Consider the following 24448-nt stretch of genomic DNA (forward strand, 5'->3'; position numbering starts at 1 on the left):
AATTTGTCGTGTGCTTTATTTGAAATATTGTCCAAATAGAAGCTTACAGCAGTTAAATCAAACTTGAATAAGTCAGATTTAGCTGCTCTTTTTGTGCCTATTTTTAGGAAAAACGGGTTATGTAATCATAATTTAATTTTTCTGAAAATTAAACAAAAGGGACTGATTGTGGCTGTTTTGCAGCGTTGTAAATGACAGAGGATTTTTCTCTGAAAACATTTCACAGAACTCGCTCTAAAAAGCGTGAGGTAAAGATATGCTTCTTCTCGCTTTATCAAGGGCTTAGTATCTTATCATAAAGGAGTAAAAACTTGGCAGGACATGAAGTTCGATACGGTAAACACCGTACCCGTCGTAGTTTTTCAAGAATTAAGGAAGTTCTTGATTTACCAAATTTGATTGAAATCCAAACGGATTCGTTCCAAGATTTCTTGGATCATGGTCTGAAGGAAGTCTTTGAAGATGTACTTCCTATTTCAAACTTTACCGACACCATGGAATTGGAATTTGTTGGCTATGAAATCCGTGAGCCTAAATATACGCTGGAAGAAGCACGTATCCACGATGCCAGCTACTCAGCGCCAATCTTTGTAACCTTCCGTCTGATTAACAAGGAAACTGGTGAAATCAAGACTCAGGAAGTCTTCTTTGGCGATTTCCCAATCATGACTGAAATGGGAACCTTCATCATCAATGGTGGTGAGCGGATTATCGTATCCCAGTTGGTGCGTTCTCCAGGGGTTTACTTTAACGATAAAGTTGACAAAAACGGAAAAGTTGGCTACGGTTCAACGGTTATTCCTAACCGCGGAGCTTGGTTAGAGTTGGAAACAGACTCAAAAGACATTGCCTACACTCGTATTGACCGGACACGGAAGATTCCTTTTACCACTCTGGTGCGTGCGCTTGGTTTCTCAGGAGATGATGAGATCTTGGACATCTTTGGTGACAGCGACTTGGTGCGCAATACCATTGAAAAAGATATCCACAAGAACCCAATGGACTCTCGTACAGATGAAGCCCTGAAAGAAATCTATGAGCGTCTTCGTCCAGGTGAGCCTAAGACAGCTGAAAGCTCTCGCTCTCTCCTTGATGCGCGTTTCTTTGATCCGCATCGTTATGACTTGGCAGCAGTAGGTCGCTACAAGATTAATAAAAAACTCAGCGTCAAGACACGTTTGCTGAACCAAACCATTGCAGAGCCATTGGTAGATGCTGAAACAGGAGAAATCTTGGTTGAAGCTGGTACAGTTATGACCCGCAGTGTCATTGACAGCATTGCAGAGCAGCTGGATAATGGCTTGAACAAAATCACATATATTCCAAACGATTCAGCTGTTTTGACAGATCCTGTAGAATTGCAGAAGTTTAAGGTTGTGGCACCAACTGATCCAGACCGCGTTGTAACTATCATCGGTAACGCAAATCCTTCTGACAAGGTACGGATTGTAACACCAGCTGACATCTTGGCTGAGATGAGCTACTTCCTCAACTTGGCTGAAGGCATCGGTCGCGTGGATGATATTGACCACTTAGGAAACCGTCGTATTCGTGCTGTTGGTGAGCTTTTGGCTAACCAAGTCCGTCTTGGACTTTCTCGGATGGAGCGTAATGTTCGCGAACGGATGAGTGTTCAAGACAATGAAGTACTAACTCCACAGCAAATCATTAATATCCGTCCAGTAACTGCAGCTATTAAAGAATTCTTTGGTTCTTCTCAGTTGTCTCAGTTCATGGACCAACACAATCCGCTGTCTGAGCTTTCTCACAAGCGTCGTCTGTCTGCCTTAGGACCTGGTGGTTTGACACGTGACCGTGCTGGTTATGAAGTGCGGGACGTGCACTATACTCACTACGGTCGTATGTGTCCGATTGAAACGCCTGAAGGACCAAACATCGGTTTGATTAATAACTTGTCTTCTTATGGACACCTTAACAAATACGGATTTATTCAAACGCCTTACCGTAAGGTAGACCGTGAAGCTGGTGTAGTAACCAACGAAATCGTTTGGCTGACAGCTGACGAGGAAGATGAATTTATCGTAGCGCAGGCCAACTCTAAGCTGAATGAAAAAGGTGGCTTTGCGGAACCTATCGTTATGGGACGCCACCAAGGTAATAACCAAGAATTCCCATCAGACCAAGTAGACTACATGGATGTATCACCTAAGCAGGTAGTTGCCGTAGCGACAGCATGTATTCCTTTCTTGGAAAATGACGACTCCAACCGTGCCCTCATGGGTGCCAACATGCAACGTCAGGCTGTGCCTTTGATTGATCCAAAAGCGCCTTACGTTGGTACTGGTATGGAATACCAAGCAGCCCACGACTCTGGTGCAGCGGTCATTGCTCAGCATGATGGTAAGGTTACCTATGCGGATGCAGACAAGGTTGAAGTCCGCCGTGAAGATGGTTCTCTTGATGTTTACCAAATTCAAAAATTCCGCCGTTCTAACTCGGGAACTGCTTACAACCAACGTACCTTGGTGAAAGTTGGCGATGTCGTTGAAAAAGGCGACTTTATCGCTGACGGACCTTCTATGGAAAATGGAGAAATGGCCCTGGGACAAAACCCAATCGTTGCTTACATGACATGGGAAGGTTACAACTTCGAGGATGCGGTTATCATGAGTGAACGTCTAGTGAAAGACGACGTCTATACCTCTGTTCACTTGGAAGAATACGAATCAGAAACTCGCGACACCAAGCTTGGCCCTGAAGAAATTACCCGCGAAATTCCAAACGTAGGGGAAGATGCCCTGCGCAATCTGGACGAAATGGGTATTATCCGCATCGGGGCGGAAGTCAAGGAAGGTGATATCCTAGTAGGTAAAGTTACCCCTAAGGGTGAAAAAGACCTTTCGGCTGAGGAACGTCTCTTGCACGCTATCTTCGGAGACAAGTCTCGTGAAGTCCGTGATACCTCTCTGCGTGTGCCGCACGGTGCCGATGGAGTGGTTCGTGACGTGAAGATCTTTACCCGTGCTAATGGTGATGAGCTGCAATCTGGTGTTAATATGCTGGTTCGCGTCTACATCGCTCAAAAACGTAAGATCAAGGTCGGAGATAAGATGGCCGGTCGTCACGGAAACAAGGGGGTTGTATCCCGTATCGTTCCTGTGGAAGACATGCCTTACTTGCCAGATGGAACACCAGTTGATATCATGTTGAACCCACTTGGGGTACCATCTCGTATGAATATCGGTCAGGTTATGGAGCTTCACCTTGGTATGGCAGCACGTAACTTGGGCATCCATATTGCAACACCAGTCTTTGATGGAGCAAGCTCAGAAGATCTCTGGGATACTGTCCGCGAAGCTGGTATGGACAGCGATGCCAAGACTATTCTCTACGACGGACGTACCGGTGAGCCGTTTGACAACCGTGTATCTGTCGGTGTCATGTACATGATCAAGCTCCACCACATGGTAGATGACAAACTCCACGCCCGCTCAGTAGGACCTTATTCAATGGTTACCCAACAGCCGCTCGGAGGTAAAGCTCAGTTTGGTGGACAACGTTTTGGTGAGATGGAAGTTTGGGCCTTGGAAGCTTACGGTGCTTCTAACGTTCTGCAAGAAATCCTGACCTACAAGTCAGATGATGTCAACGGACGTTTGAAGGCTTATGAAGCTATTACCAAAGGAAAACCAATTCCAAAACCAGGTGTGCCAGAATCCTTCCGCGTTCTTGTCAAAGAATTGCAATCTCTTGGTCTGGACATGCGCGTTCTTGATGAAGACGACAATGAAGTAGAACTGCGTGACCTAGACGAAGGTGAAGATGATGATGTGATCCACGTTGATGATCTTGAAAAAGCGCGTGAAAAAGCAGCTCAAGAAGCCAAAGCAGCTTTTGAGGCTGAAGGAAAAGAATAAGAATACACACTGATTAGAAAATGAAGAAAGGTAAGAAATAGTGGTTGATGTAAATCGTTTTAAAAGTATGCAAATCACCCTAGCTTCTCCGAATAAGGTTCGTTCATGGTCTTATGGGGAAGTGAAGAAACCTGAAACAATCAATTACCGAACCCTGAAACCAGAACGCGAAGGCCTTTTTGACGAAGTGATCTTCGGTCCAACCAAGGACTGGGAATGTGCCTGCGGTAAGTACAAACGGATTCGTTACAAAGGAATCGTCTGTGACCGCTGTGGTGTTGAAGTAACTCGTGCTAAGGTTCGCCGTGAGCGTATGGGCCACATTGAATTGAAGGCACCTGTTTCACATATTTGGTACTTTAAAGGAATTCCAAGCCGCATGGGTCTCACTTTGGATATGAGCCCACGTGCCCTGGAAGAAGTCATTTATTTTGCGGCTTATGTGGTGATTGATCCTAAGGATACACCGCTAGAGCACAAGTCAATCATGACGGAACGTGAGTACCGTGAACGCTTACGCGAGTACGGTGCAGGCTCATTTGTAGCCAAAATGGGAGCAGAAGCTATTCAAGACCTCTTGAAACAAGTGGACTTGGAAGCTGAGATTGCTGTCCTCAAAGAAGAATTGAAAACTGCTTCAGGTCAAAAACGGATCAAGGCTGTCCGTCGCTTGGATGTCTTGGATGCCTTCTACAAGTCTGGCAATAAGCCAGAATGGATGGTTCTCAATATCCTTCCGGTTATTCCGCCAGATTTGCGTCCGATGGTTCAGCTGGACGGTGGTCGTTTTGCGGCTTCTGACCTCAACGATCTCTATCGCCGGGTTATTAACCGGAACAACCGTTTGGCTCGCTTGCTTGAGCTGAATGCACCTGGTATCATCGTTCAAAATGAGAAGCGGATGCTTCAAGAAGCGGTGGATGCGTTGATTGATAACGGTCGCCGCGGCCGTCCAATTACGGGACCAGGCAGCCGTCCGCTCAAGTCCCTGAGCCACATGCTTAAAGGGAAACAAGGTCGTTTCCGTCAAAACTTGCTGGGTAAACGGGTTGACTTCTCAGGTCGTTCCGTTATTGCCGTTGGTCCTACGTTGAAAATGTATCAATGTGGTGTGCCGCGTGAAATGGCGATTGAGCTCTTCAAGCCGTTTGTGATGCGGGAAATCGTTGCTCGCGATATTGTGCAGAACGTGAAAGCTGCTAAACGCTTGGTAGAGCGTGGAGATGAGCGTATCTGGGATATTCTGGAAGAAGTGATTAAGGAACACCCAGTGCTTCTTAACCGCGCACCGACTCTTCACCGTTTGGGAATTCAGGCTTTTGAGCCAGTTCTGATTGACGGTAAAGCTCTTCGTTTGCATCCGCTGGTCTGTGAAGCCTACAATGCCGACTTTGACGGTGACCAGATGGCTATCCACGTACCGTTGTCAGAGGAAGCGCAAGCTGAAGCTCGTATCCTCATGCTGGCTGCTGAGCACATCTTGAATCCCAAAGACGGTAAGCCAGTTGTAACACCGTCTCAGGATATGGTCTTGGGGAACTACTACCTGACCATGGAAGAGGCTGGCCGCGAAGGCGAAGGCATGATTTTCAAGGATATGGATGAAGCGGTTATGGCTCTCCGCAATGGCTATGTTCACTTGCATACTCGTGTTGGTATTGCAACCGACAGCCTTAATAAGCCTTGGACAGAAGACCAGAAGCATAAGATTTTGATTACAACTGTTGGTAAAATCCTCTTTAACGCGATTATGCCTGAGGAATTGCCTTACCTGCAAGAGCCAACTAATGCTAACTTGACAGAAGGTGTGCCAGCTAAGTATTTCTTGGAGTCAGGACAAGACGTCAAGGAAGTCATTGAACAGCTTGAGATCAATGTTCCGTTTAAGAAGAAAAATCTAGGAAATATCATCGCGGAAATCTTCAAACGCTTCCGTACAACAGAAACATCTGCTCTTCTTGACCGCTTGAAGAACTTGGGTTATCACCATTCTACTTTGGCTGGTCTGACAGTGGGTATCGCTGATATCCCAGTTGTCGAAGACAAGGCTGAGATTATTGAAGAATCCCACAAGCGTGTTGAACAAATTACTAAACAATTCCGTCGTGGTATGATTACTGATGACGAACGCTACAATGCAGTTACTGCTGAGTGGCGGGCAGCTCGTGAGAAATTGGAAAAACGTTTGGTTGCCAACCAGGATCCGAAGAACCCTATCGTTATGATGATGGACTCTGGAGCCCGGGGTAACATCTCTAACTTCTCCCAGTTGGCCGGTATGCGTGGTCTGATGGCTGCGCCAAATGGACGTATCATGGAATTGCCAATCTTGTCTAACTTCCGTGAAGGTCTGTCCGTTCTGGAAATGTTCTTCTCAACCCACGGTGCTCGTAAGGGTATGACCGATACGGCCCTTAAGACAGCCGACTCGGGTTACTTGACACGTCGTTTGGTTGACGTTGCTCAAGATGTGATTATCCGTGAAGACGACTGTGGTACAGACCGCGGCTTGCTCATAACTTCTATCACAGAAGGTAAGGAAATGATCGAGTCTCTGGAAGAGCGTCTCAATGGTCGTTACACTAAGAAGACGGTTAAACATCCAGAAACTGGTGCTGTCATTATTGGTCCAAATGAATTGATCACAGAAGACAAGGCGCGCGAGATTGTTAATGCTGGTGTTGACGAAGTGACGATTCGCTCAGTCTTTACATGTAACACCCGCCACGGTGTCTGCCGTCATTGTTACGGTATCAACTTGGCAACGGGTGATGCGGTTGAAGTTGGTGAAGCAGTCGGAACCATCGCTGCTCAATCTATCGGGGAGCCTGGTACACAGCTGACCATGCGTACCTTCCACACGGGTGGTGTTGCCTCTAATACCGATATCACGCAAGGTCTTCCTCGTGTCCAAGAAATCTTTGAAGCCCGCAATCCGAAAGGGGAAGCGGTCATTACTGAAGTCAAGGGTGAAGTTACTGCCATCGAAGAAGATGCATCTACTCGTACCAAGAAGGTCTTTGTTAAAGGCCAAACTGGCGAAGGTGAATACGTAGTGCCATTTACAGCCCGCATGAAGGTAGAAGTGGGAGATCAAGTCTCTCGCGGTGCTACCTTGACCGAAGGTTCTATCCAACCTAAGCACTTGCTGGCTGTCCGCGATGTCTTGTCTGTTGAAACTTACCTGCTTGCTGAAGTACAAAAAGTTTACCGCAGCCAAGGGGTAGAAATCGGCGACAAACACATCGAAGTAATGGTTCGTCAGATGATTCGCAAGGTGCGAGTTATGGATCCAGGAGATACAGATCTTCTCATGGGAACTCTCATGGATATTACAGACTTCACAGATGCTAACCGTGATGTGGTTATCTCAGGTGGTGTACCTGCGACAGCCCGTCCAGTCCTCATGGGAATCACCAAAGCTTCCCTTGAGACAAATAGCTTCCTGTCTGCAGCTTCCTTCCAGGAAACAACTCGTGTCCTGACAGATGCTGCTATCCGTGGTAAGAAAGACCATCTGCTCGGACTCAAGGAAAATGTTATCATCGGTAAGATTATCCCAGCTGGTACTGGTATGGCCCGCTACCGCAATCTGGAACCTCAGGCTGTCAATGAAGTTGAAATTATCAACGAAGTGACAGAACTGCCAGATGGATTTGAAACTGAAGAAAATATTGTTCTTAAATAAAGAACTTTCCCTCCCGAAAATCGGGAGGGATTTTTTGTTGCAGCCGATAATTTCTTGCTCGCAACTAAATATTATCCTATAATATACTTAGAAAGTTGTTTTTAAGTTCTCCTTTATGGATCAACGACTATAGAAGAAATATTCAAGATTTCCTGTTTCAGTTTTTCTATGATGCGAGATGCCATATTTATTTTTAATCACGGAGGTAGCTGGTTTTTTGTAGTATGATAGCGCTAGGTTATACTATTTTAAAAATCCTAAAATAGTAGGAGGGGCAGGTTTGAAATTTTAAAAAAGAGGAGGTTGGTTTTAATGGTGGTGGTCGAAGATTGTGGAGAACAGTAGCTGGCGTTTATCTAGCTAGCTCATTCACGAAGGGAGGATTTTGAAATATAAAGAATAGAAAACAATTAGATTACAAATAGAATAATATTTTATTACAATGAATAAAGATTAAAAAATATAGGTAAAAAACACAAAATTCTGCATAAATTAGGGCTTTAAGCCTATAAGTTCTTTCCTTTTTATTTATTTTTTTGAGAAAACCGAAAAATTTCAGCAATTTTAAGTTACAGTTAAGTTAAGAAAATTAAAATAATCTTAAATAAGTTACCAACATGTAAATTACTATTAAGAAAGTATAAAATAATAGTTCATGCTTTGATTATTGAAACGCTTGATGGTAAAATAACTAAGGTTACTTAAAACAAACATTTTTTAGTAAAAAGTTAATATAACAATGTTGATTTTTGGTGAGGAAAAATGAAGAAAATTAAGGTAATGGTTGTTTTTGGAACTCGTCCAGAAGCAATTAAGATGGCTCCACTGGTTATTGAACTGAAGAAGCAGGCAGACTTGTTTGAAACGACAACAGTTGTGACTGCTCAGCATCGTCAGATGCTGGATCAGGTACTTGAAACTTTTAAGATTAAGCCTGATTATGATTTGGATATTATGGGGAAGAATCAAACCCTGACAGATATTACTGTCAAGATCTTGCATAAGCTAGATGACATCTTAAAGGAAAATAAGCCAGATATTATGCTGGTGCACGGTGATACGACAACGACTTTTGCGGCTAGTCTTGCAGCGTTTTATAATCAAGTTCGTATCGGCCACGTAGAAGCTGGCTTGCGGACTTGGAATAAATACTCTCCTTTCCCAGAAGAGATGAATCGTCAGATGACCGACTCTTTGACTGACTTGTATTTTGCGCCAACGGATCAGAGTAAGGCTAACTTGCTCAAGGAAAACCATCCGGCAGAAACAGTTTTTGTGACAGGGAATACAGCTATCGACGCTCTCAAGCTGACCGTCCAGTCTGGTTATCATCACGAGGTGCTTGACCGTATTAATCCAGCTCGCAAGATGATTTTGGTGACCATGCATCGCCGGGAAAATCAAGGAGAGCCAATGAGAAGGGTCTTTCGAACTCTACGGCAGATTGTAGATGCCCATGATGATGTGGAAATTATCTATCCCGTTCACCTGAGCCCAGCAGTTCAGGAAGCGGCTAGAGAAATTCTGAGTGACAATGAGAAAATTCATCTGATTGAGCCTTTAGATGTGTTGGATTTCCATAATATCGCAGCTAAAAGCTACTTTATCATGTCAGACTCAGGTGGAGTACAGGAAGAAGCGCCTTCCTTAGGTAAGCCTGTACTGGTACTTCGTGATACAACAGAGAGGCCAGAAGGAGTTGAAGCCGGCACCTTGAAGCTGGTCGGTACAGAAACTCAAGCAGTAGCAGAGGCAATGGAAGCCCTGCTGACAGATGAGTCACTCTATCAGGAAATGGCCCAAGCCAGCAATCCGTATGGTGACGGTAAGGCTTCTGAGCGGATTGCTCAAGCTATTGCCCACTATTTTAAGCAGACGGCTAGGCCGGAAGAATTTAAGACAGGAGTAAAAAATGTTTAGGAAAAAAGGACTAGAAAAATCATTAGCCGTCTTTGTACTGGCAATTGGACTAATTCTTTTCTACAGTTGGAATTTTGCAGCTAACATATTTTATATCGGAATCGCGCTGATTTTATTAGGTATTTTTAGTGTCTTTGTCCTATCTGATCTCTTGGTGACATGGGCTATGATTCTGGGTGTGGTTATCGCAACTCTAATCTTGATCTTTGATGTAACCTATCTACCGGACAATCAAGTTCTCTTCTTGCTTTATGTCTTTCCTGTCAGTGCTTGGCTGACCAGCCGAGTGAATTTCTATCTCCATCAGCGCTTGGGATTAGTGCAGGATGACAGTGAAGATGCTGCTGAGGCTTATGAAGAAATGGTTCAGAAAGTAAATCAGAAACAAGCTCCAGCCTTTCAGGCTTTGCTGGTCCATTGGGCACACAATCATCATTTTTATCAAATTCACTCTCGGGAGTACAAGCGGATGCTCAAGAGAATTTTACGACTGCTTAACTGGGACTTCCAGAATGTAGAAACAGTTTACTATGTATCCAATGGTAACTTTCTCGTTCTGGTAGAAGATCTCGATCAGGAAGTCAAGGAATATTTCCAAGAGAAAGTGCGTGACGATTTAACGATGATGCACTTTGAGAATAAGAAAACTGACCAAAAAATTCAGTTTCAGTCCGGCAGTTTAAAATTGAACGCTCAAAACATTGACAAATTCCATAATTTTGATGACGCTTTGAGCAATCTGGAGCGTCAGCTTGAAACCGACATTATCGTAGAATACTAGGAGGTAAACACATGTCTTTAACAGAAGTATTTTTTATCATCTCTATGGTGCTAAGTATCTTTTTTGCTATTAGCTTTTTGGTCCTCTTCATTTATTATCTGGTTATTTACAATCGGGTCAATAAAAATTTTAGGGCGGTGACTCGTCATGATTAGTCAGCTTATTATGATTATCACCCTGTTCTCAATCTGGATGTCTCTGGCTTGGGCTTTGGTTATTCTATGCTCTTCCGTACATTTCTGGATGAAACGCAGTGACTTCAACGTGGATACCAGCCCATTGGAACATTATCCTATGGTTACAGTCGTTGTCCCTGCCCACAATGAAGATGTGGTTATCGCTCAGACAACTAAGGCCATTCTTGATTTGGACTATCCTCATGACCGAGTGGAAGTTCTGCTCTTTGCGGACAACTGCTCGGACGATACCTATCAGGAAATGCTGAAAGTACAGGCTATGCCTGAGTATGCTGGACGCAATGTTATAATTACAGACCGTACAGGTACGGGAGGTAAGGCAGGGGTGCTGAATGATGCCCTGAAGATGGCCAAGGGTGAATATATCTGTGTCTACGATGCGGATGCCATGCCAGAAAAGAATGCTCTTTACTTCCTAGTTAAGAAAGTTTTAGAAGATCCAGAACGTCACGTTGCTTCCTTTGGACGCAATAAGACCCGTAATGCCAACCAGAACTTCCTGACCCGTTGTATCAACCAAGAAATCGTTGTAACTCAGCGTGTTTACCACGTAGGTATGTGGCATCTCTTCAAGATTGGACGGATTCCAGGTACAAACTTCTTGATTAACACTGAGTTTGTTAAGAGTATTGGTGGTTGGAAAAATGGTGCCTTGACAGAGGATACGGAAATTTCCTTTAAGATTATGCAGAGCGGCAAACTGATTGCTTTGGCTTATAACTCAGAGGCTTTCCAGCAAGAACCAGAAACCCTCAAGTCCTACTACTTGCAGCGTAAGCGCTGGGCTAAGGGGAATTATGAGGTGGTTATTGACAACTTCAAGCATCTTTTTAGCGGCGGTAACTGGCGTGTGAAACTGGAAGTGTTTAATTATTCTTGTATCTTCTTCTGGTTCAATTTGGCGATTGTCCTATCTGACTTGGTTTTCTTTGCCAATGTAGCGGCGATGATTACCCAGCTCTTTATACCGGATGTGCGGATTCCTTTCGCTTTTGATGCTCAGAATATCTATATCGTCCAGCTGATGCTCTTTAACTGGCTTCTGATGATTTTGCTTTATCTTTTGCAGATCAATATCGCCCTGGCTTCTCAGTTTGGACAGGCGACAACCAAACAGATTTGGCTGGCCCTTTTGTCCTATTTGACTTACTCTCAGCTCTTTATCGTTGTCTCTTTAGACGCAGTAGGATCTGTTATCTTGGACAAGATTTTGAAGCGGAAAGAAACCAAGTGGGTTAAAACAAAACGATTTGCAGGTTAGGAGAAAGTGTGAAAAGAACAAGATTAAGATTTATTTGGTTTGTGATAATTCTGGCTGTCTTGGCTAGTATCCTCTTGTACACCCGTATGGGCAGTACTCCTAATATCAAAAAGAAGATATACAGCCAATGGTCTAAAGAATATGTCGTAACCAAGGACAAATTGTCTTATATCAGGACGACAAACAGTAAGACTGAAGACGTTGTGTTGTCTGAGGCACAGGGTTATGGCATGGTGATTGCTGTGGATGCAGCTAAGCAAGGTGATGCCAGTTCGGCTGATTTTGAAAAGCTCTACCAATATTATCTAGCTCATCGTCTGAAAGATACCCAGCTCATGTCTTGGAAGCAGACGATTAAGGATGGTAAGAGCAATCATGAAGACGAAAACAATGCTACAGACGGCGATCTTTACATTGCCTATGCTTTGATTCAGGCAGCTAAACAGTGGCCGGACAAGGCGAAAGAATACCAAGATCAGGCTCAGGCTATTCTGAAAGATGTCTTGGCATATAACTATAATGAAAGCAACGGTGTTTTGACGGTTGGGAACTGGGCAAATGCAGAATCGAAATTTTATAATCTCATGCGGACTTCTGATACATTGCCGCAGCAGTTCCAAGCTTTCTATGAGTTGACAAAGGATAAGCAGTGGCTGACAATCCGAGATAACATGCTTAGCAAACTTGAAGCAATCAGTGCTGATAATAAGACTGGTTTGATACCAGACTTTATCTGGGTTGACGGTGACAAAGTTCGGGCAGCTGATGCTGATACAGTTGAGTCTGCAAATGATGGCTATTATTCTTATAATGCCTGCCGACTTCCTTACAACCTGGCTCAAAGCAAGGATGAAAAAAGTCAAAAAATGCTGAAGAAGATGTTAAACTTCTTCCTCAGTCAAGAAAAGATCTATGCGGGCTACACTCTGAAAGGGAAGGCTCTCAATAGTAATCAGGCTGGCAGCTTTACTGCTCCAGTATTCTATGCGGCTAATAACAACATTGAATTCCGCAAATTAGTGCAGCAGAATAAATATCTCTTCATGCAAGGCTTACCGTCAGATAATTACTATGACGCAGCTGTGACTACAATGATTGCTTTAGAAACTTTATAATGCAGAAACAAGCAAGATGAAAATTTTGCTTAAGATCATGCAGACAATAGGGTGGGACAGAATAATGTTTGTCTCATCCTTTTTTGAATAAAAGGATTGAGATTTATTTCGCAAAGCGTTACAAAAGAAAGCCTGTATTTATGCAAAATCAGGACTTATCCAGTTTCTAGATATTGAGAAACCTGTCGTATGTGTAAATGGTCCGACACTATTTGTTCGCATGGATAAGAGCACCATCCATGATGTTAATCTTCATATTATGAAGAGTAATGTGCTTGTCTTCGTTCCAATAATGTTCTTGCTCTCTGATTCTGAGCAAAATAGTTTTGTTCGTCAAAGAATTCATATATAATATACGGTACAAAGAGAGGACGAGTATGTATTGTGTAATTGAGATGTACGGGGACTATGAACCGTGGTGGTTCCTGGATGGCTGGGAAGAAGATGTTGTTGCAAAGAAGCAGTTCAACGATTATTATGAAGCCCTTAAATATTATAAAAACCGCTGGCTGCAAATGGCAGACCAGTCACCTTTGTATAAGAGCCGCAGTGATTTAATGACAATTTTTTGGGATCCGGAGGATCAGCGCTGGTGTGAGGAGTGCGATGAGAATGTTCAGCAATACCACTCTCTGTTTTTGCTGGAGAATGAGTGCAAGATTCCTAAAAGCAAATACCGCCCGGGCTATACTAAGCAGAACGGTCTTGAAAAGCACCGAGCTTGCTCAACTAAACTAAAATCCGCTAAGCCTCTTTAAATCGACAGAATATATTTTACAAATCTGATATTAGAGCAGCAGAAGAGACCTAACTTGTTAGAAGTTAAGTTTCTTCCGCTGTTTTTTTCTTTTTCTGGATTTTTTGCGAATAGTAAGGTGAGGAGGATGTATGGTTCAAGAAATTGCAAAAGAAATGATTAGGCAGGCTCGGCAAGAGGGGGCGCAGGATATTTACCTCATTCCTAAGACTACTTGCTATGAGCTTTATATGAGAATCGGTGATGAACGTCGTTTTATAAAGACTTATGATTTCGAGCTTCTGTCAGCTGTTATCAGCCACTTTAAGTTTGTCGCAGGTATGAATGTTGGAGAGAAGCGCCGCAGTCAGCTTGGGTCTTGCGATTATGACTGCGAGGAAGCCAAGGTTTCAATCCGGCTGTCGACAGTTGGGGATTACCGTGGTTTTGAAAGTCTGGTTATCCGACTCCTTCATGACGAAGACAGGGAGCTGCGCTTTTGGTTTGAGCAATTGCCGGAGCTGCGCAAGAAAATTCAGGCTCGCGGCCTCTATCTATTCTCAGGACCAGTCGGCAGCGGCAAGACGACCTTGATGTATCATTTGGCTCAGCTCAAATTTTCTGGCCAGCAGGTTATGTCAATTGAAGATCCGGTTGAAATTAAGCAAGAGGCTATGCTGCAGCTGCAGCTGAACGAAACCATTGGCATGACTTATGACAGTCTGATTAAGCTGTCTCTGCGACATCGGCCGGATCTCTTGATTATCGGGGAAATCCGTGATCGAGAGACAGCTAGGGCAGTGGTTCGGGCAAGTTTGACCGGAGCTACGGTCTTTTCAACGATTCATGCCAAGAGTGTTCGCGGTGTCTATGAGCGGCTTTTGGAATTAGACGTTAGTGAGGACGAGCTAAGAATGGTGCTTCAAGGTGTTTGTTACCAGCGTTTAATTGGGGGAGGAGGTGTCGTTGATTTTGTCAGTCAAAACTATCAAGAGCACGAAGCCGCAGTCTGGAATCAGCAGATTGATCAGCTTTTTGCAGAAGGACATATCAGTGCTGAGCAAAGGCAGACAGAAAAAATTGTCTACGCCTAAGCAGAAAAAGATTATTGAGCTCTTTCATAATCTCTTTAGCAGCGGTTTTCACTTAGCAGAGATTGTAGACTTTCTGAGACGAAGTGCCTTGTTGGAGGAAGTGTATGTCGCAGAAATGCGGGCAGGCTTGTCAGCTGGTCAGTCCTTTTCAGAGATTGTCAGTCGACTGGGATTTTCCGACAGCGTTGTAACCCAGCTTTCCTTATCTGAGCTGCATGGCAATCTGACACTTAGTCTGGGCAAAATTGAGGCCTATCTGGAAAATCTGTCCAAGGTTAAGAAAAAATTGATAGAGGTAGGGACCTATCCTCTCATGCTGCTGGGCTTTTTGGTCCTTATCATGCTGGGCTTGCGCAACTATCTTCTGCCTCAATTAGACAGCCAGAATCTAGCTACCCGGCTGATTAATCACCTGCCTCAGATCTTTTTGTGGAGCAGCTTTGCTTTAGCTGTCTTGGTTTCATTGGCTGTCTTTTACTATCGAAAGTCATCCAAGATTCGTTTTTTCAGCAAACTAGCAGCTCTGCCATTTATTGGACGTTTGGTACAGGCTTACTTGACCGCTTATTATGCTCGTGAATGGGGAAATATGATTGGTCAGGGCTTGGAACTGAGTCAGATTTTTGCGATTATGCAGGAGCAGCCTTCCCAGCTCTTTCAGGAAATAGGAGAAGATATGGCTGCTGCTTTGCAAGGCGGTCAAGGCTATGCGGACAAGGTGGCGAGCTATCCTTTCTTTAAGAAAGAATTGTCCTTGATGATCGAGTATGGTGAGGTCAAGTCCAAGCTGGGGAGTGAACTGGAAGTCTATGCTGAAAAGACATGGGAGGAATTTTTCCTACGTATCAACCGAGCCATGAATTTCATTCAGCCCCTAGTATTTATTTTTGTTGCCTTAGTGATTGTTTTACTTTATGCGGCAATGCTCTTGCCCATTTATCAGAATATGGAGGTTCATTTGTAATGAAAAAACTTAATACCTTAAAAGTTCAAGCATTCACCCTTGTGGAAATGCTGATTGTCTTGCTGGTTATCAGCGTACTCTTGCTGCTCTTTGTGCCTAATCTGACCAAGCAAAAAGATGCTGTTTCAGATACAGGAACTGCAGCGGTGGTCAAGGTAGTAGAAAGCCAGGCGGAGCTGTATGAACTGAAGAATACCAATGAAAAGGCTAGCCTAAGCAAGCTAGTCAGCGCAGGAAATATCAGCCAGAAGCAGGCGGATTCATATAAGGCTTACTATGGAAAACACAGTGGCGAAACTCAAGTGGTTGCCAATTAAGGCTTTTACGCTGCTGGAAAGTCTCCTCGCTCTTTTTGTCGTTAGTTTTCTACTACTAGGCTTATCTGGCTCGGTGAGGGCTGGCTTCAATCAAGTTCAAGAGCAACTCTTCTTTTTAGAATTTGAGCGGCTCTACCAGGAGACGCAGAGGCTGAGCTTAGCCGGTCATGAGAAGCTTTCTCTCAAGATTTCGGGACGTCAGATTTCCAATGGCTATCAAGAGCTGGACTTTCCACAAACTTTGCAGGAACATGAGCAGCAGGTCATTCAGTTTGACCGGGCTGGTGGGAATTCATCACTCAGCAAAATTACTTTTCAGACGGAGGACAGGACAGTTGTTTACCAGCTTTATATGGGCAATGGTAAGTTTAAAAAGACGACAGCTTCAAGCTAGCATTCTGCTGGAAGCTCTGGTAGCCATGGCAGTTTTTGCGGCTATTGCCAGTCTGCTTCTGGGACAGATTAGCCAGTCTCGTAAAGAGCAGCAGATCCTTCTGCAGCAGGAAGAGGTGCTTCGGGTAGCTCGTATGGCCCTGCAAACAGGACAAGAAGAGCTTCATATCAATGGAATTGCAGTGCGTCAGCTTAAGACAGATAAGCAGCTGCTGGTCTATCACGAAGGGGAGGTAGTTATTCGTGTCCAAAAACCTTAAAGTCAAGGCCTTTACTCTCTTGGAGGCTTTAGTAGCCTTGCTGGTTCTCAGTGGCGGTGTGTTAGTCTTTCAGGCCATGACCCAGCTCTTATCTTCAGAACTGCATCAGCAGGAAAACAATCAGCAGCAAGAGTGGCTTTTGTTTACCGACCAACTGGAGACGGAGCTTTCGCGAAGTCAATTTGACAAGGTAGAAGACAATAAAATCTACATCAGACAAGATGGCAGGGACTTGGCCTTGGGTAAATCCAAGGGCGATGATTTCCGTAAAACAGATAAGAGTGGTCGCGGCTACCAGCCCATGATTTATGGTTTAGAAGCAGCTGACGTCCGTCAGGACGGTAAGCTTGTCCATCTTCATTTTCGCTTTGAAAAAGGCTTAGAGAGGGAGTTCGTCTATCGTGTGGAAGAAGAAAGTTGAGGCTGGGATTTTACTGTATGCGCTATTGATGGCCGCTGTCTTTAGCCTGCTCCTGCAGTTTTATCTCAACCGTCAAGTCAGCAGTCAGCGTTTGCAGCTTTTCAACAGGGAAAGGACGGAAGCCTATGCAATGGCAGTTCTGACAAAAGCTACAGCCAAGGATGATAGCGGTGAGATGGAGTTTGAGCAGGGCAAGGCGGTCTACCGTAAGAAAGGGAAGGAACTGGAAATCAGCAGTCAGCTCAGCAGCGGGCATTCCTATTCCTTTACTTTTACCATTTCTAAGAAGGAGGAAGAGAAAGCTAAGGAAGACAAGAAAGCAACTGAGAAAAAGGAGAAAGCGGTTTCGGACAAAGCTGGTAAGTCGGACTAATATAACTGTAAAATCTTTGTAATTTTATATATCTTGGAAAGGGGCCTTATTTTTGGTATGATAGGATGAACGGAGGATTCCATGAATTTTGAAAAGATAGAACAAGCTTATACTCTGATTCTCGAAAACGTCCAGAATATCCAAAACGCTCTGGCGACCAATTTTTACGATGCTCTGATTGAGCAGAACGGCATTTACCTAGATGGAGATACAGACTTACAAGAGGTTCTGACCAATGATGAAAAAATCCGCGCTCTGCATTTGACCAAGGAAGAGTGGCGGAGAGTCTATCAGTTTATCCTGATGAAGGCTGCCCAGACGGAACCCATGCAGGTCAATCATCAATTCACACCTGACACAATTGGTTTTCTGATTACTTTCTTATTGGACCAGCTAGCTCACGGAGAGGAAGCTGATGTATTAGAAATCGGCAGCGGAACCGGAAATTTAGCTGAAACTATTCTCAATCATACCCAAAGGAAGATTGACTACCTAGGTCTGGAACTAGATGATTTATTAATCGACCTTTCTGCCAGTATTGCAGAGGTTATGAACTCCAAGGCTCACTTTGCTCAGGGGGATGCAGTTCGGCCTCAGGTTCTGAAAGAGAGTGATATCATTATCAGTGATTTACCGGTCGGTTATTATCCGGACGACAGTATCGCCTCTCGCTATGAAGTGGCTAGTTTGGATGAGCACACTTATGCCCATCATCTTCTAATGGAGCAGTCGCTCAAATATCTAAAGCCAGGTGGTTATGCTATATTTCTGGCGCCGAATGACCTCTTGACCAGCGCTCAAGCACCGTTGCTGAAAAAATGGCTCCTCGCCAAGGCTCAGTTTATCGCGATGATAACCTTGCCAGAGTCTATTTTCTCAAGCAGCAAGCATGCCAAAACCCTTTTTGTCTTGAGGAAGCAAGAAGCGAATAACATTCAGCCTTTTATCTATCCTCTGCGGGATTTGCAGGATCATGATGAAATGTTTAAATTCCGTCAAAGTTTTCAAAACTGGTACAAAGATAGTGAAATTCAAACAAAATTTTGATATAATGATTTTGAAAACGCTTAAAGAGGTGAAGAAATGTCGAAAACAATTTCTATTAATGCAGGGAGCTCAAGCTTAAAATGGCAACTCTACTTGATGCCGGAAGAAAAGGTCTTGGCTAAGGGCTTGCTGGAACGGATTGGTCTCAAGGATTCTATTTCAACAGTGAAATTTGATGGTCGTTCAGAAAAGCAGGTTCTTGATATTGCAGATCATACGCAGGCCGTAAAAATTTTGCTGGACGATTTGAAACGTTTCAATATCATTGAATCTTATGATGAGATTACCGGTGTGGGCCACCGTGTTGTGGCTGGCGGTGAATACTTTAAGGATTCAGCCCTCGTTGATGAAGAAGTGATTCAAAAGGTAGAAGAGCTGTCTCTTCTGGCTCCATTGCATAATCCAGCCAACGCTGCAGGTATCCGTGCTTTTAGAGAAATTCTGCCAGACATTACCAGCGTGGTAGTCTTTGACACCTCTTTCCATACAACTATGCCGGAAAAAGCTTATCGCTATCCGATTCCGACTAAATATTACACTGAAAACAAGGTTCGCAAGTACGGAGCTCACGGTACCAGCCATGAGTATGTAGCCAAGGAAGCTGCTAAAATTTTGGGACGTCCGATTGAAGAACTCAAACTTATTACTTGCCATATCGGTAACGGAGCTTCTATCACAGCAGTTGACAAGGGCGTTTCTGTAGATACATCTATGGGATTCACACCACTTGGCGGTGTCATGATGGGAACACGTACAGGGGATATCGACCCAGCCATCATTCCTTACCTGATGCAATACACAGATGACTTTAATACTCCGGAAGATATTAGCCGCGTTTTGAATCGTGAATCTGGCTTGCTTGGAGTTTCTGAGAAGTCAAGTGATATGCGTGATATTCATGAAGCAATGCGGGCAGGTGATGCCAAGGCTCAATTAGCTAATGACATTTTTGTGGACCGGATTCAAAAATACATTGGTCAGTATCTTGCCGTCTTGAATGGAGCTGATGCTATCATCTTTACCGCAGGAATCGGTGAAAATTCTGTGACCATTCGTGAACTGGTTATTAATGGTATTTCTTGGTTTGGCTGTAACGTAGATCCAGAAAAGAATGTGCGTGGTGCAGAGGGCGTGATTTCCAGTCCTGATGCCAAGGTCAAAGTCTTGGTTATCCCGACTGACGAAGAGTTGGTCATTGCCCGTGATGTTGAACGTTTCAAAAATCAATAAAACAAAAAATCCAAAAGCTCAGTTTGACTGGGCTTTTTATATGCTTTAAGAAAGGATTTTCTTGGTTGCTGGCCTTGAAAACATTGAGCGATTCGTTCTCATAGTCACTATCAGTATTGGCTCTCAATACGTGATATATAAAATGCTTGCAGTTAAGAATTGTCTATACAAAATAAGAAAATTGAGCTATACTAGGAAGGAAAAGGAGGAAGACATGAAAGCAATTCTAAAAAAATTAGAGTACATTCTACTGACTTTGTTTGTCTTATTTCTCAGCCAGATACCATTTATATTTATCCGACAGATGACTGCTTCTGAAAAGAATTTTTCAGCTGGACAGACTATCTTTGTGCTGGTTGTATATCTTTTGATTGTCTTTTTTGTTCTGAGAATGGCTAAGCAAGAAGAACTGCTGAGCCTTGACTTTAGCTTTTTCAAATGGTCTTCGTTTGGCTGGTTAGCTGTTTCTAATGTTGTCATGATTGGCGTCAACATGCTGGGAGCAATTATCATGCTGCTGGAAGGTCAGGCTATTTCCACTGCTAATCAGGATGCCTTGAATGCTTTATTTCAGCATGTACCCAAGATTTTATTAGTGGTAGGTGCTGTGATTCAGGCTCCTATCTTGGAAGAGGTGGTCTTTCGTGGCTTGATTCCTCAGAAGATTTTTACCAAGCATTATGTTTGGGGATTGGTTGTAGGAGTCATTCTTTTCGGTCTTTTTCATGGTCCGACCAATATCGGCAGTTTTGTTATATATGCAGGTATGGGTGCTGTTTTAGCTGCTGTTGCTTACATATTTAAGCGTTTGGAAATGTCTATTTTAGCACACATGCTGAGAAATGGAGTTGCAGTACTCATTATGATACTGACAGGTTTGGTGAACAAGTAAGAAAGCAGAGAATATCTGCTTTTTTTGTCATTTGAGGCACAAATTAGGACATTTGAGGGGATTTCTCCCAGCTGGCTCTTACTTCTTCTATAATGATAAGAGAAGAATGGAGAGAATATGCTGAAATTAGAAAAAATCATTCAATTGTTACTACTGGCTATGTTGACTCAGACGGGACTGCTGCTCATGCTTCATCCAATGCCTCATCGCTTGGTCTTTAGTCAGGCTAATCTGCTTTTTATGGTGGGCTTGCTGGGGTTGCTTTTTTGTTGTGCCTTTTATTTTGCCAGAGATCTGCAGGAAATCAAAGGTTCTCTGCGTCAGTCAAGCAACTATCGACACCTGCTTTTCTTGTATTTTTTGATGATTTTGGTTAATGCTGCGGGGGTTCTTCTGCTGTGTGGCAAGGAGGCGCAGTCAGGACAGGCGGTGGAGCAGATGCTGACGGAGAGTTTTCTGTCATCTTCTCTTTTGCTTCTGGGGATTGACATCGCCGTTTTATCCCCTGCAGCACCGAAATTTATTGACAGTGACTCCTCTCTTCGCTATCGGAAGAGCTGGGGGATTGCACTAGGTTTGCTCTGCTTTTCCCTTGCGAAAAATCCTCAGGAAACTCTGTGTTTTCTCTCCTATCTAGTTTTGGGACTGGTCTTTGCCCATCTCCTCAGGCCTTATTTTCAGCGTTTGGAGCTGTCTATGCTGGCCCATATTCTCCGAAATATGATTATTCTCAGCCTTTTACCCTTTTGCTTTTAGAAAGTGTTTTGTCAAATAGAAGAATTATGGTAAAATGGTAAATGAAACAAGGGACTAGATAAGGTCTTCTTGTGAAGTCGAGTGCAGTTCATAGGACTGGATGCTGCATCTGCTGAGAGCTTTGCAGTACACTAGATGAGTGTGCCTTTTTTGTTGAAGAGCAGGGCAGTCAATAGAAATGAGATGAAAATCAATGGTGAATCTAAAAGCAATCGCTCCAGATGGCCGAACGGGCCTCTGTGGCATTATCAATGCGACGCCGGATTCCTTTTCAGATGGTGGGCGCTACAACACGGTTGAGACGGCATTGGCTCAGGCTAGAAAGTTGATTGCTGAGGGAGCTCACATGCTGGATATTGGTGGTGAGTCTACTCGGCCAGGCAGTAGTCATTTTGTGGCTATTCAAGAAGAGATAGAGCGAGTCGTGCCAGTCATTGAAGCTATTCGTCGGGAAAGTGATATTGTGATTTCTGTGGACACTTGGAAGTCGGAAGTGGCTGCAGCGGCTTTGGCTGCGGGTGCAGATATCATCAATGATATTACTGGTCTTTTGGGTGATGAAAAGATGGCAGAGACAGCTGCGAAATATGGTGCGCCGGTTATTGTCATGTTTAATCCAGTGATGGCTCGTCCTCAACATGCCAGCTCAAGGATTTTCCCAGAATTTGGCTTTGCCCCTGCTTTTAGCAAGGAAGAATTGTCTCTTTTTGCAGACTTGCCGATTGCAGAACTGATGTGGAAGTGTTTTGAGAAATCTTTGAAAGTGGCCGAAAACGCTGGCCTTTCGCGTGATAATATCATGCTGGATCCAGGGATTGGTTTCGGTTTGACCAAGCGGGAGAATCTTCTCATTTTGCAGGAGCTGGGTAGTCTCCATCAGGCTGGTTTCCCTATTTTTCTTGGGGTTTCTCGTAAGCGGTTTCTCGTTAGTATCTTAGAAGAAAACGACTTTGAGGTCAATCCTGAGACTCAGGAAGGCTTTGAAAACCGAGATACAGCTTCAGCCCATCTGACTAGCCTTGCGGCCAGCAGAGGTGTTGAAGTTGTCAGAGTGCACGAAGTGGCTAAGCACCGGATGGCTGCTGCCGTTGGCGATGCGATTCGTCTAGCACAGCAGACAGAAGATCTCAATCTAGGTCAGTATAAGTAAGATGAAAAAACAAGAATTACCTGATTTAAGCTGGCTGGAAGCCTATCGGACAGCCAGTCCCAATTTTGGCTTGGAGCGGATGGAGCGTTTGCTGGAGCTGCGGGGGAATCCGCATTTGCGGCTGCCAGTCATTCATATTGCGGGGACTAATGGCAAGGGTTCAACCATTGCCCATCTGCGCCAACTTTTGGAGGTGCGAGACCTGCGGGTTGGCACCTTCACCTCTCCCTACCTAGTCAGCTACAATGAGCAGATTGCCATTAATGGCAATGCGATTTCCGACCAAGACCTTCAGCGATTGTTGTCTCTTTACCAAGAGCTTTTGGCCCAGCATGCGACAGACTCTAGTTTGCAGGGTGTGACTGAGTTTGAGATTGTAACTGCTCTGGCTTATGATTATTTTGCCCAGCAGCAGGTGGATGTGGCTATTATCGAGGTCGGCATGGGTGGGCTTTTGGACAGTACCAATGTCTGTCAGCCCTTGCTGACTGCAATCACAACAGTCGATCTGGATCATGTGGCCTTGCTGGGCGACAGTCTAGAGGCTATTGCCCAGCAGAAAGCTGGCATTATCAAGCATGGAGTTCCCATTGTGACCGGTAGGTTGGAGCCAGAGGCTCAGGCAGTAGTCGAGCAAAAGGCTGCTGAAAAAGATGCTCCGCTCTTTTCTTGGTCTCAAGCTTATCAAGTGGAACCTCAAGAGTCAGAGGAGGGGGAGTGCTTTTCCTTTTCGAATGCCTATCGGGCCAAAGACTCGTATCAAACAGCTCTGTTGGGACTGCATCAGGCGGACAATGCTGGACTAGCTCTGCACTTGTGTGACCTATACTGCCAGCTGCAGTCGCTGCCCTTATTGACAAAAGAAGAGGTTGAGAGGGCTTTGCTTGCTGCCGAGTGGCCTGGGCGTTTGGAAAGGATATCGGATCAGCCGCTTATCTTTCTGGATGGAGCCCATAATCCCCATGCCCTGCGGTTGCTAGCTGCGACACTGGACCAGCATTATCCGACTTATAAGAAGCACATTTTATTTGCTTGTATCCAAACCAAGGCCTTGGATGATATGGTGGAGCTGCTGCAAAAGATTCCCAAAGCAGCTATAAGCTTGACAGCTTTTGCTGATCCGCGGAGTTTTTCTAAAGAGAGCATGCAAGCCCTGGCTGAGCAGCAAGGGCTGTCTTACAAAGAATGGCCGGATTATTTAGCAGATTATTTAGCAGTAGAGCATGAGTCAGATGAGCTTTTGCTGATTACGGGTTCTCTTTATTTTCTAGCTCAGGTTAGAAAATCAATTCTTGAGAATCGCAAGTTAAACTTTGCTGAGCGTCCTTCTCAGTCAAGTCAATTATCAAAAAATAAAAATGAACATAGGAGCATATATGGACACGAAGAAAATTGAAGCAGCTGTTGCCCAGATTATTGAGGCGGTTGGAGAAGACGGAAGCCGCGAAGGTTTGCAGGAGACGCCACAGCGCATTGCTAAAATGTACCAGGAAATCTTTGCTGGGCTGGGTGAGACAGCTGAGGAGCATCTGGCCAAGTCTTTTGAAATCATTGACAATAATATGGTAGTGGAGAAGGATATTTTCTTTCATTCCATGTGTGAGCATCACTTCCTGCCGTTTTACGGGAAGGTTCACATCGCCTATGTGCCTAATGGTCGGGTAGCAGGCCTGTCCAAGCTGGCCCGAACGGTAGAGGTCTATGCCAAGAAACCGCAGATTCAAGAGCGATTGACCGTAGAGATTGCTGAGGCCTTGATGGACTATCTGGGTGCTCAAGGGGCCCTGGTCTGGGTGGAAGCTGAGCATATGTGTATGAATATGCGAGGAGTCAGAAAGCCTGGCACTGCAACGGTTACTACAGCGGCGCGTGGCATTTTAGCGACGGACAAGGACCTAAAAAATGAAGCTTACAAACTGATGGGACATTGATCTTATTAGTGGTGGAGCATGTTAGGAAAGGCTAAATAGTTTTA

At 44.3% G+C, this 24448-nt stretch carries 22 protein-coding genes; all 22 read left to right on the forward strand.

Annotated features, from left to right (window positions below; all coding sequences use genetic code 11):
• Positions 1 to 311 precede the first annotated feature (311 nt).
• The gene (gene rpoB / locus D8877_RS09905) at positions 312 to 3878 is read left to right on the forward strand and encodes a DNA-directed RNA polymerase subunit beta (RefSeq protein WP_002910862.1); all 3567 of its coding nucleotides are present in this window, start codon (positions 312 to 314) and stop codon (positions 3876 to 3878) included.
• A gap of 40 nt (positions 3879 to 3918) precedes the next feature.
• Positions 3919 to 7566: a DNA-directed RNA polymerase subunit beta' gene (gene rpoC / locus D8877_RS09910; RefSeq protein ID WP_125341218.1), complete on the forward strand. Its 3648-nt coding sequence runs from the start codon at positions 3919 to 3921 to the stop codon at positions 7564 to 7566.
• Positions 7567 to 8328: 762 nt separating this feature from the next.
• Positions 8329 to 9486, forward strand: a complete 1158-nt coding sequence (gene wecB / locus D8877_RS09915) for a non-hydrolyzing UDP-N-acetylglucosamine 2-epimerase (protein ID WP_125341217.1) — start codon at positions 8329 to 8331, stop codon at positions 9484 to 9486.
• Positions 9479 to 10267 (forward strand): hypothetical protein, encoded by a 789-nt coding sequence (locus tag D8877_RS09920; RefSeq protein WP_125341216.1) that lies wholly within the window; start codon positions 9479 to 9481, stop codon positions 10265 to 10267. Before wecB ends, D8877_RS09920 begins: the two co-directional genes overlap by 8 nt.
• Before the next feature lie 11 nt (positions 10268 to 10278).
• Positions 10279 to 10422 carry a hypothetical protein gene (locus D8877_RS09925; RefSeq protein ID WP_002896778.1) on the forward strand — a complete coding sequence of 48 codons (144 nt, stop codon included), beginning with the start codon at positions 10279 to 10281 and terminating at the stop codon, positions 10420 to 10422.
• The gene (locus D8877_RS09930) at positions 10415 to 11725 is read left to right on the forward strand and encodes a glycosyltransferase family 2 protein (RefSeq protein WP_125341215.1); all 1311 of its coding nucleotides are present in this window, start codon (positions 10415 to 10417) and stop codon (positions 11723 to 11725) included. Before D8877_RS09925 ends, D8877_RS09930 begins: the two co-directional genes overlap by 8 nt.
• Positions 11726 to 11733: 8 nt before the next feature.
• Positions 11734 to 12840: a family 8 glycosyl hydrolase gene (locus D8877_RS09935; RefSeq protein WP_185760215.1), complete on the forward strand. Its 1107-nt coding sequence runs from the start codon at positions 11734 to 11736 to the stop codon at positions 12838 to 12840.
• 377 nt (positions 12841 to 13217) lie between these two features.
• Entirely contained in the window at positions 13218 to 13598 is a 381-nt protein-coding gene (locus D8877_RS09945) for a DUF1033 family protein (protein WP_125353209.1), read from the forward strand.
• A 130-nt stretch (positions 13599 to 13728) separates the two neighbouring features.
• Positions 13729 to 14670, forward strand: coding sequence for a competence type IV pilus ATPase ComGA (gene comGA, locus D8877_RS09950; RefSeq protein WP_002927124.1), 942 nt, complete (start codon positions 13729 to 13731; stop codon positions 14668 to 14670).
• Entirely contained in the window at positions 14600 to 15634 is a 1035-nt protein-coding gene (gene comGB / locus D8877_RS09955; RefSeq protein ID WP_260468727.1) for a competence type IV pilus assembly protein ComGB, read from the forward strand. Before comGA ends, comGB begins: the two co-directional genes overlap by 71 nt.
• Complete coding sequence (comGC, locus tag D8877_RS09960) at positions 15634 to 15951, forward strand: competence type IV pilus major pilin ComGC (RefSeq protein WP_048771936.1); 318 nt, start codon at positions 15634 to 15636, stop codon at positions 15949 to 15951. Before comGB ends, comGC begins: the two co-directional genes overlap by 1 nt.
• The gene (gene comGD, locus D8877_RS09965; RefSeq protein WP_048771939.1) at positions 15911 to 16345 is read left to right on the forward strand and encodes a competence type IV pilus minor pilin ComGD; all 435 of its coding nucleotides are present in this window, start codon (positions 15911 to 15913) and stop codon (positions 16343 to 16345) included. Before comGC ends, comGD begins: the two co-directional genes overlap by 41 nt.
• Complete coding sequence (gene comGE, locus D8877_RS09970) at positions 16311 to 16604, forward strand: competence type IV pilus minor pilin ComGE (RefSeq protein WP_048771942.1); 294 nt, start codon at positions 16311 to 16313, stop codon at positions 16602 to 16604. The genes comGD and comGE overlap by 35 nt, the downstream gene beginning before the upstream one ends.
• A complete protein-coding gene (gene comGF / locus D8877_RS09975) occupies positions 16588 to 17025 on the forward strand; it encodes a competence type IV pilus minor pilin ComGF (protein WP_002927109.1) in 438 nt (145 codons plus the stop codon). The genes comGE and comGF overlap by 17 nt, the downstream gene beginning before the upstream one ends.
• The gene (gene comGG / locus D8877_RS09980) at positions 17006 to 17398 is read left to right on the forward strand and encodes a competence type IV pilus minor pilin ComGG (protein WP_125353213.1); all 393 of its coding nucleotides are present in this window, start codon (positions 17006 to 17008) and stop codon (positions 17396 to 17398) included. The genes comGF and comGG overlap by 20 nt, the downstream gene beginning before the upstream one ends.
• A gap of 81 nt (positions 17399 to 17479) precedes the next feature.
• The gene (locus D8877_RS09985) at positions 17480 to 18445 is read left to right on the forward strand and encodes a class I SAM-dependent methyltransferase (protein ID WP_125353215.1); all 966 of its coding nucleotides are present in this window, start codon (positions 17480 to 17482) and stop codon (positions 18443 to 18445) included.
• A gap of 36 nt (positions 18446 to 18481) precedes the next feature.
• A complete protein-coding gene (locus D8877_RS09990) occupies positions 18482 to 19675 on the forward strand; it encodes an acetate kinase (RefSeq protein WP_061592324.1) in 1194 nt (397 codons plus the stop codon).
• 142 nt (positions 19676 to 19817) lie between these two features.
• The gene (locus tag D8877_RS09995) at positions 19818 to 20567 is read left to right on the forward strand and encodes a CPBP family intramembrane glutamic endopeptidase (RefSeq protein ID WP_049538928.1); all 750 of its coding nucleotides are present in this window, start codon (positions 19818 to 19820) and stop codon (positions 20565 to 20567) included.
• Between the two features lie 117 nt (positions 20568 to 20684).
• Positions 20685 to 21323: a CPBP family glutamic-type intramembrane protease gene (locus tag D8877_RS10000; protein WP_125353219.1), complete on the forward strand. Its 639-nt coding sequence runs from the start codon at positions 20685 to 20687 to the stop codon at positions 21321 to 21323.
• A 193-nt stretch (positions 21324 to 21516) separates the two neighbouring features.
• On the forward strand, positions 21517 to 22473 hold the full coding sequence (gene folP / locus D8877_RS10005) for a dihydropteroate synthase (RefSeq protein WP_125353221.1): 957 nt from the start codon (positions 21517 to 21519) through the stop codon (positions 22471 to 22473).
• 1 nt (position 22474) lies between these two features.
• Positions 22475 to 23869: a bifunctional folylpolyglutamate synthase/dihydrofolate synthase gene (locus tag D8877_RS10010; RefSeq protein ID WP_125353223.1), complete on the forward strand. Its 1395-nt coding sequence runs from the start codon at positions 22475 to 22477 to the stop codon at positions 23867 to 23869.
• Positions 23850 to 24404 (forward strand): GTP cyclohydrolase I FolE, encoded by a 555-nt coding sequence (gene folE, locus D8877_RS10015; RefSeq protein WP_002903492.1) that lies wholly within the window; start codon positions 23850 to 23852, stop codon positions 24402 to 24404. Before D8877_RS10010 ends, folE begins: the two co-directional genes overlap by 20 nt.
• Positions 24405 to 24448: the final 44 nt, after the last annotated feature.

Origin of the sequence: Streptococcus sanguinis (genome assembly GCF_003943735.1) — a bacterium.
GTDB classification, from domain to species: Bacteria; Bacillota; Bacilli; order Lactobacillales; family Streptococcaceae; genus Streptococcus; species Streptococcus sanguinis_E.

Coding starts and splice junctions, on each gene's coding strand:
- wecB (WP_125341217.1), top strand. CDS start 8,329: ATGAAGAAAATTAAGGTAATGGTTGTTTTTGGAACTCGTCCAGAAGCA.
- D8877_RS09920 (WP_125341216.1), top strand. CDS start 9,479: ATGTTTAGGAAAAAAGGACTAGAAAAATCATTAGCCGTCTTTGTACTG.
- D8877_RS09925 (WP_002896778.1), top strand. CDS start 10,279: ATGTCTTTAACAGAAGTATTTTTTATCATCTCTATGGTGCTAAGTATC.
- D8877_RS09930 (WP_125341215.1), top strand. CDS start 10,415: ATGATTAGTCAGCTTATTATGATTATCACCCTGTTCTCAATCTGGATG.
- D8877_RS09945 (WP_125353209.1), top strand. CDS start 13,218: ATGTATTGTGTAATTGAGATGTACGGGGACTATGAACCGTGGTGGTTC.
- comGA (WP_002927124.1), top strand. CDS start 13,729: ATGGTTCAAGAAATTGCAAAAGAAATGATTAGGCAGGCTCGGCAAGAG.
- comGC (WP_048771936.1), top strand. CDS start 15,634: ATGAAAAAACTTAATACCTTAAAAGTTCAAGCATTCACCCTTGTGGAA.
- comGD (WP_048771939.1), top strand. CDS start 15,911: ATGGAAAACACAGTGGCGAAACTCAAGTGGTTGCCAATTAAGGCTTTT.
- comGE (WP_048771942.1), top strand. CDS start 16,311: ATGGTAAGTTTAAAAAGACGACAGCTTCAAGCTAGCATTCTGCTGGAA.
- D8877_RS09985 (WP_125353215.1), top strand. CDS start 17,480: ATGAATTTTGAAAAGATAGAACAAGCTTATACTCTGATTCTCGAAAAC.
- D8877_RS09990 (WP_061592324.1), top strand. CDS start 18,482: ATGTCGAAAACAATTTCTATTAATGCAGGGAGCTCAAGCTTAAAATGG.
- D8877_RS09995 (WP_049538928.1), top strand. CDS start 19,818: ATGCTTGCAGTTAAGAATTGTCTATACAAAATAAGAAAATTGAGCTAT.
- D8877_RS10000 (WP_125353219.1), top strand. CDS start 20,685: ATGCTGAAATTAGAAAAAATCATTCAATTGTTACTACTGGCTATGTTG.
- folP (WP_125353221.1), top strand. CDS start 21,517: ATGGTGAATCTAAAAGCAATCGCTCCAGATGGCCGAACGGGCCTCTGT.
- D8877_RS10010 (WP_125353223.1), top strand. CDS start 22,475: ATGAAAAAACAAGAATTACCTGATTTAAGCTGGCTGGAAGCCTATCGG.
- folE (WP_002903492.1), top strand. CDS start 23,850: ATGGACACGAAGAAAATTGAAGCAGCTGTTGCCCAGATTATTGAGGCG.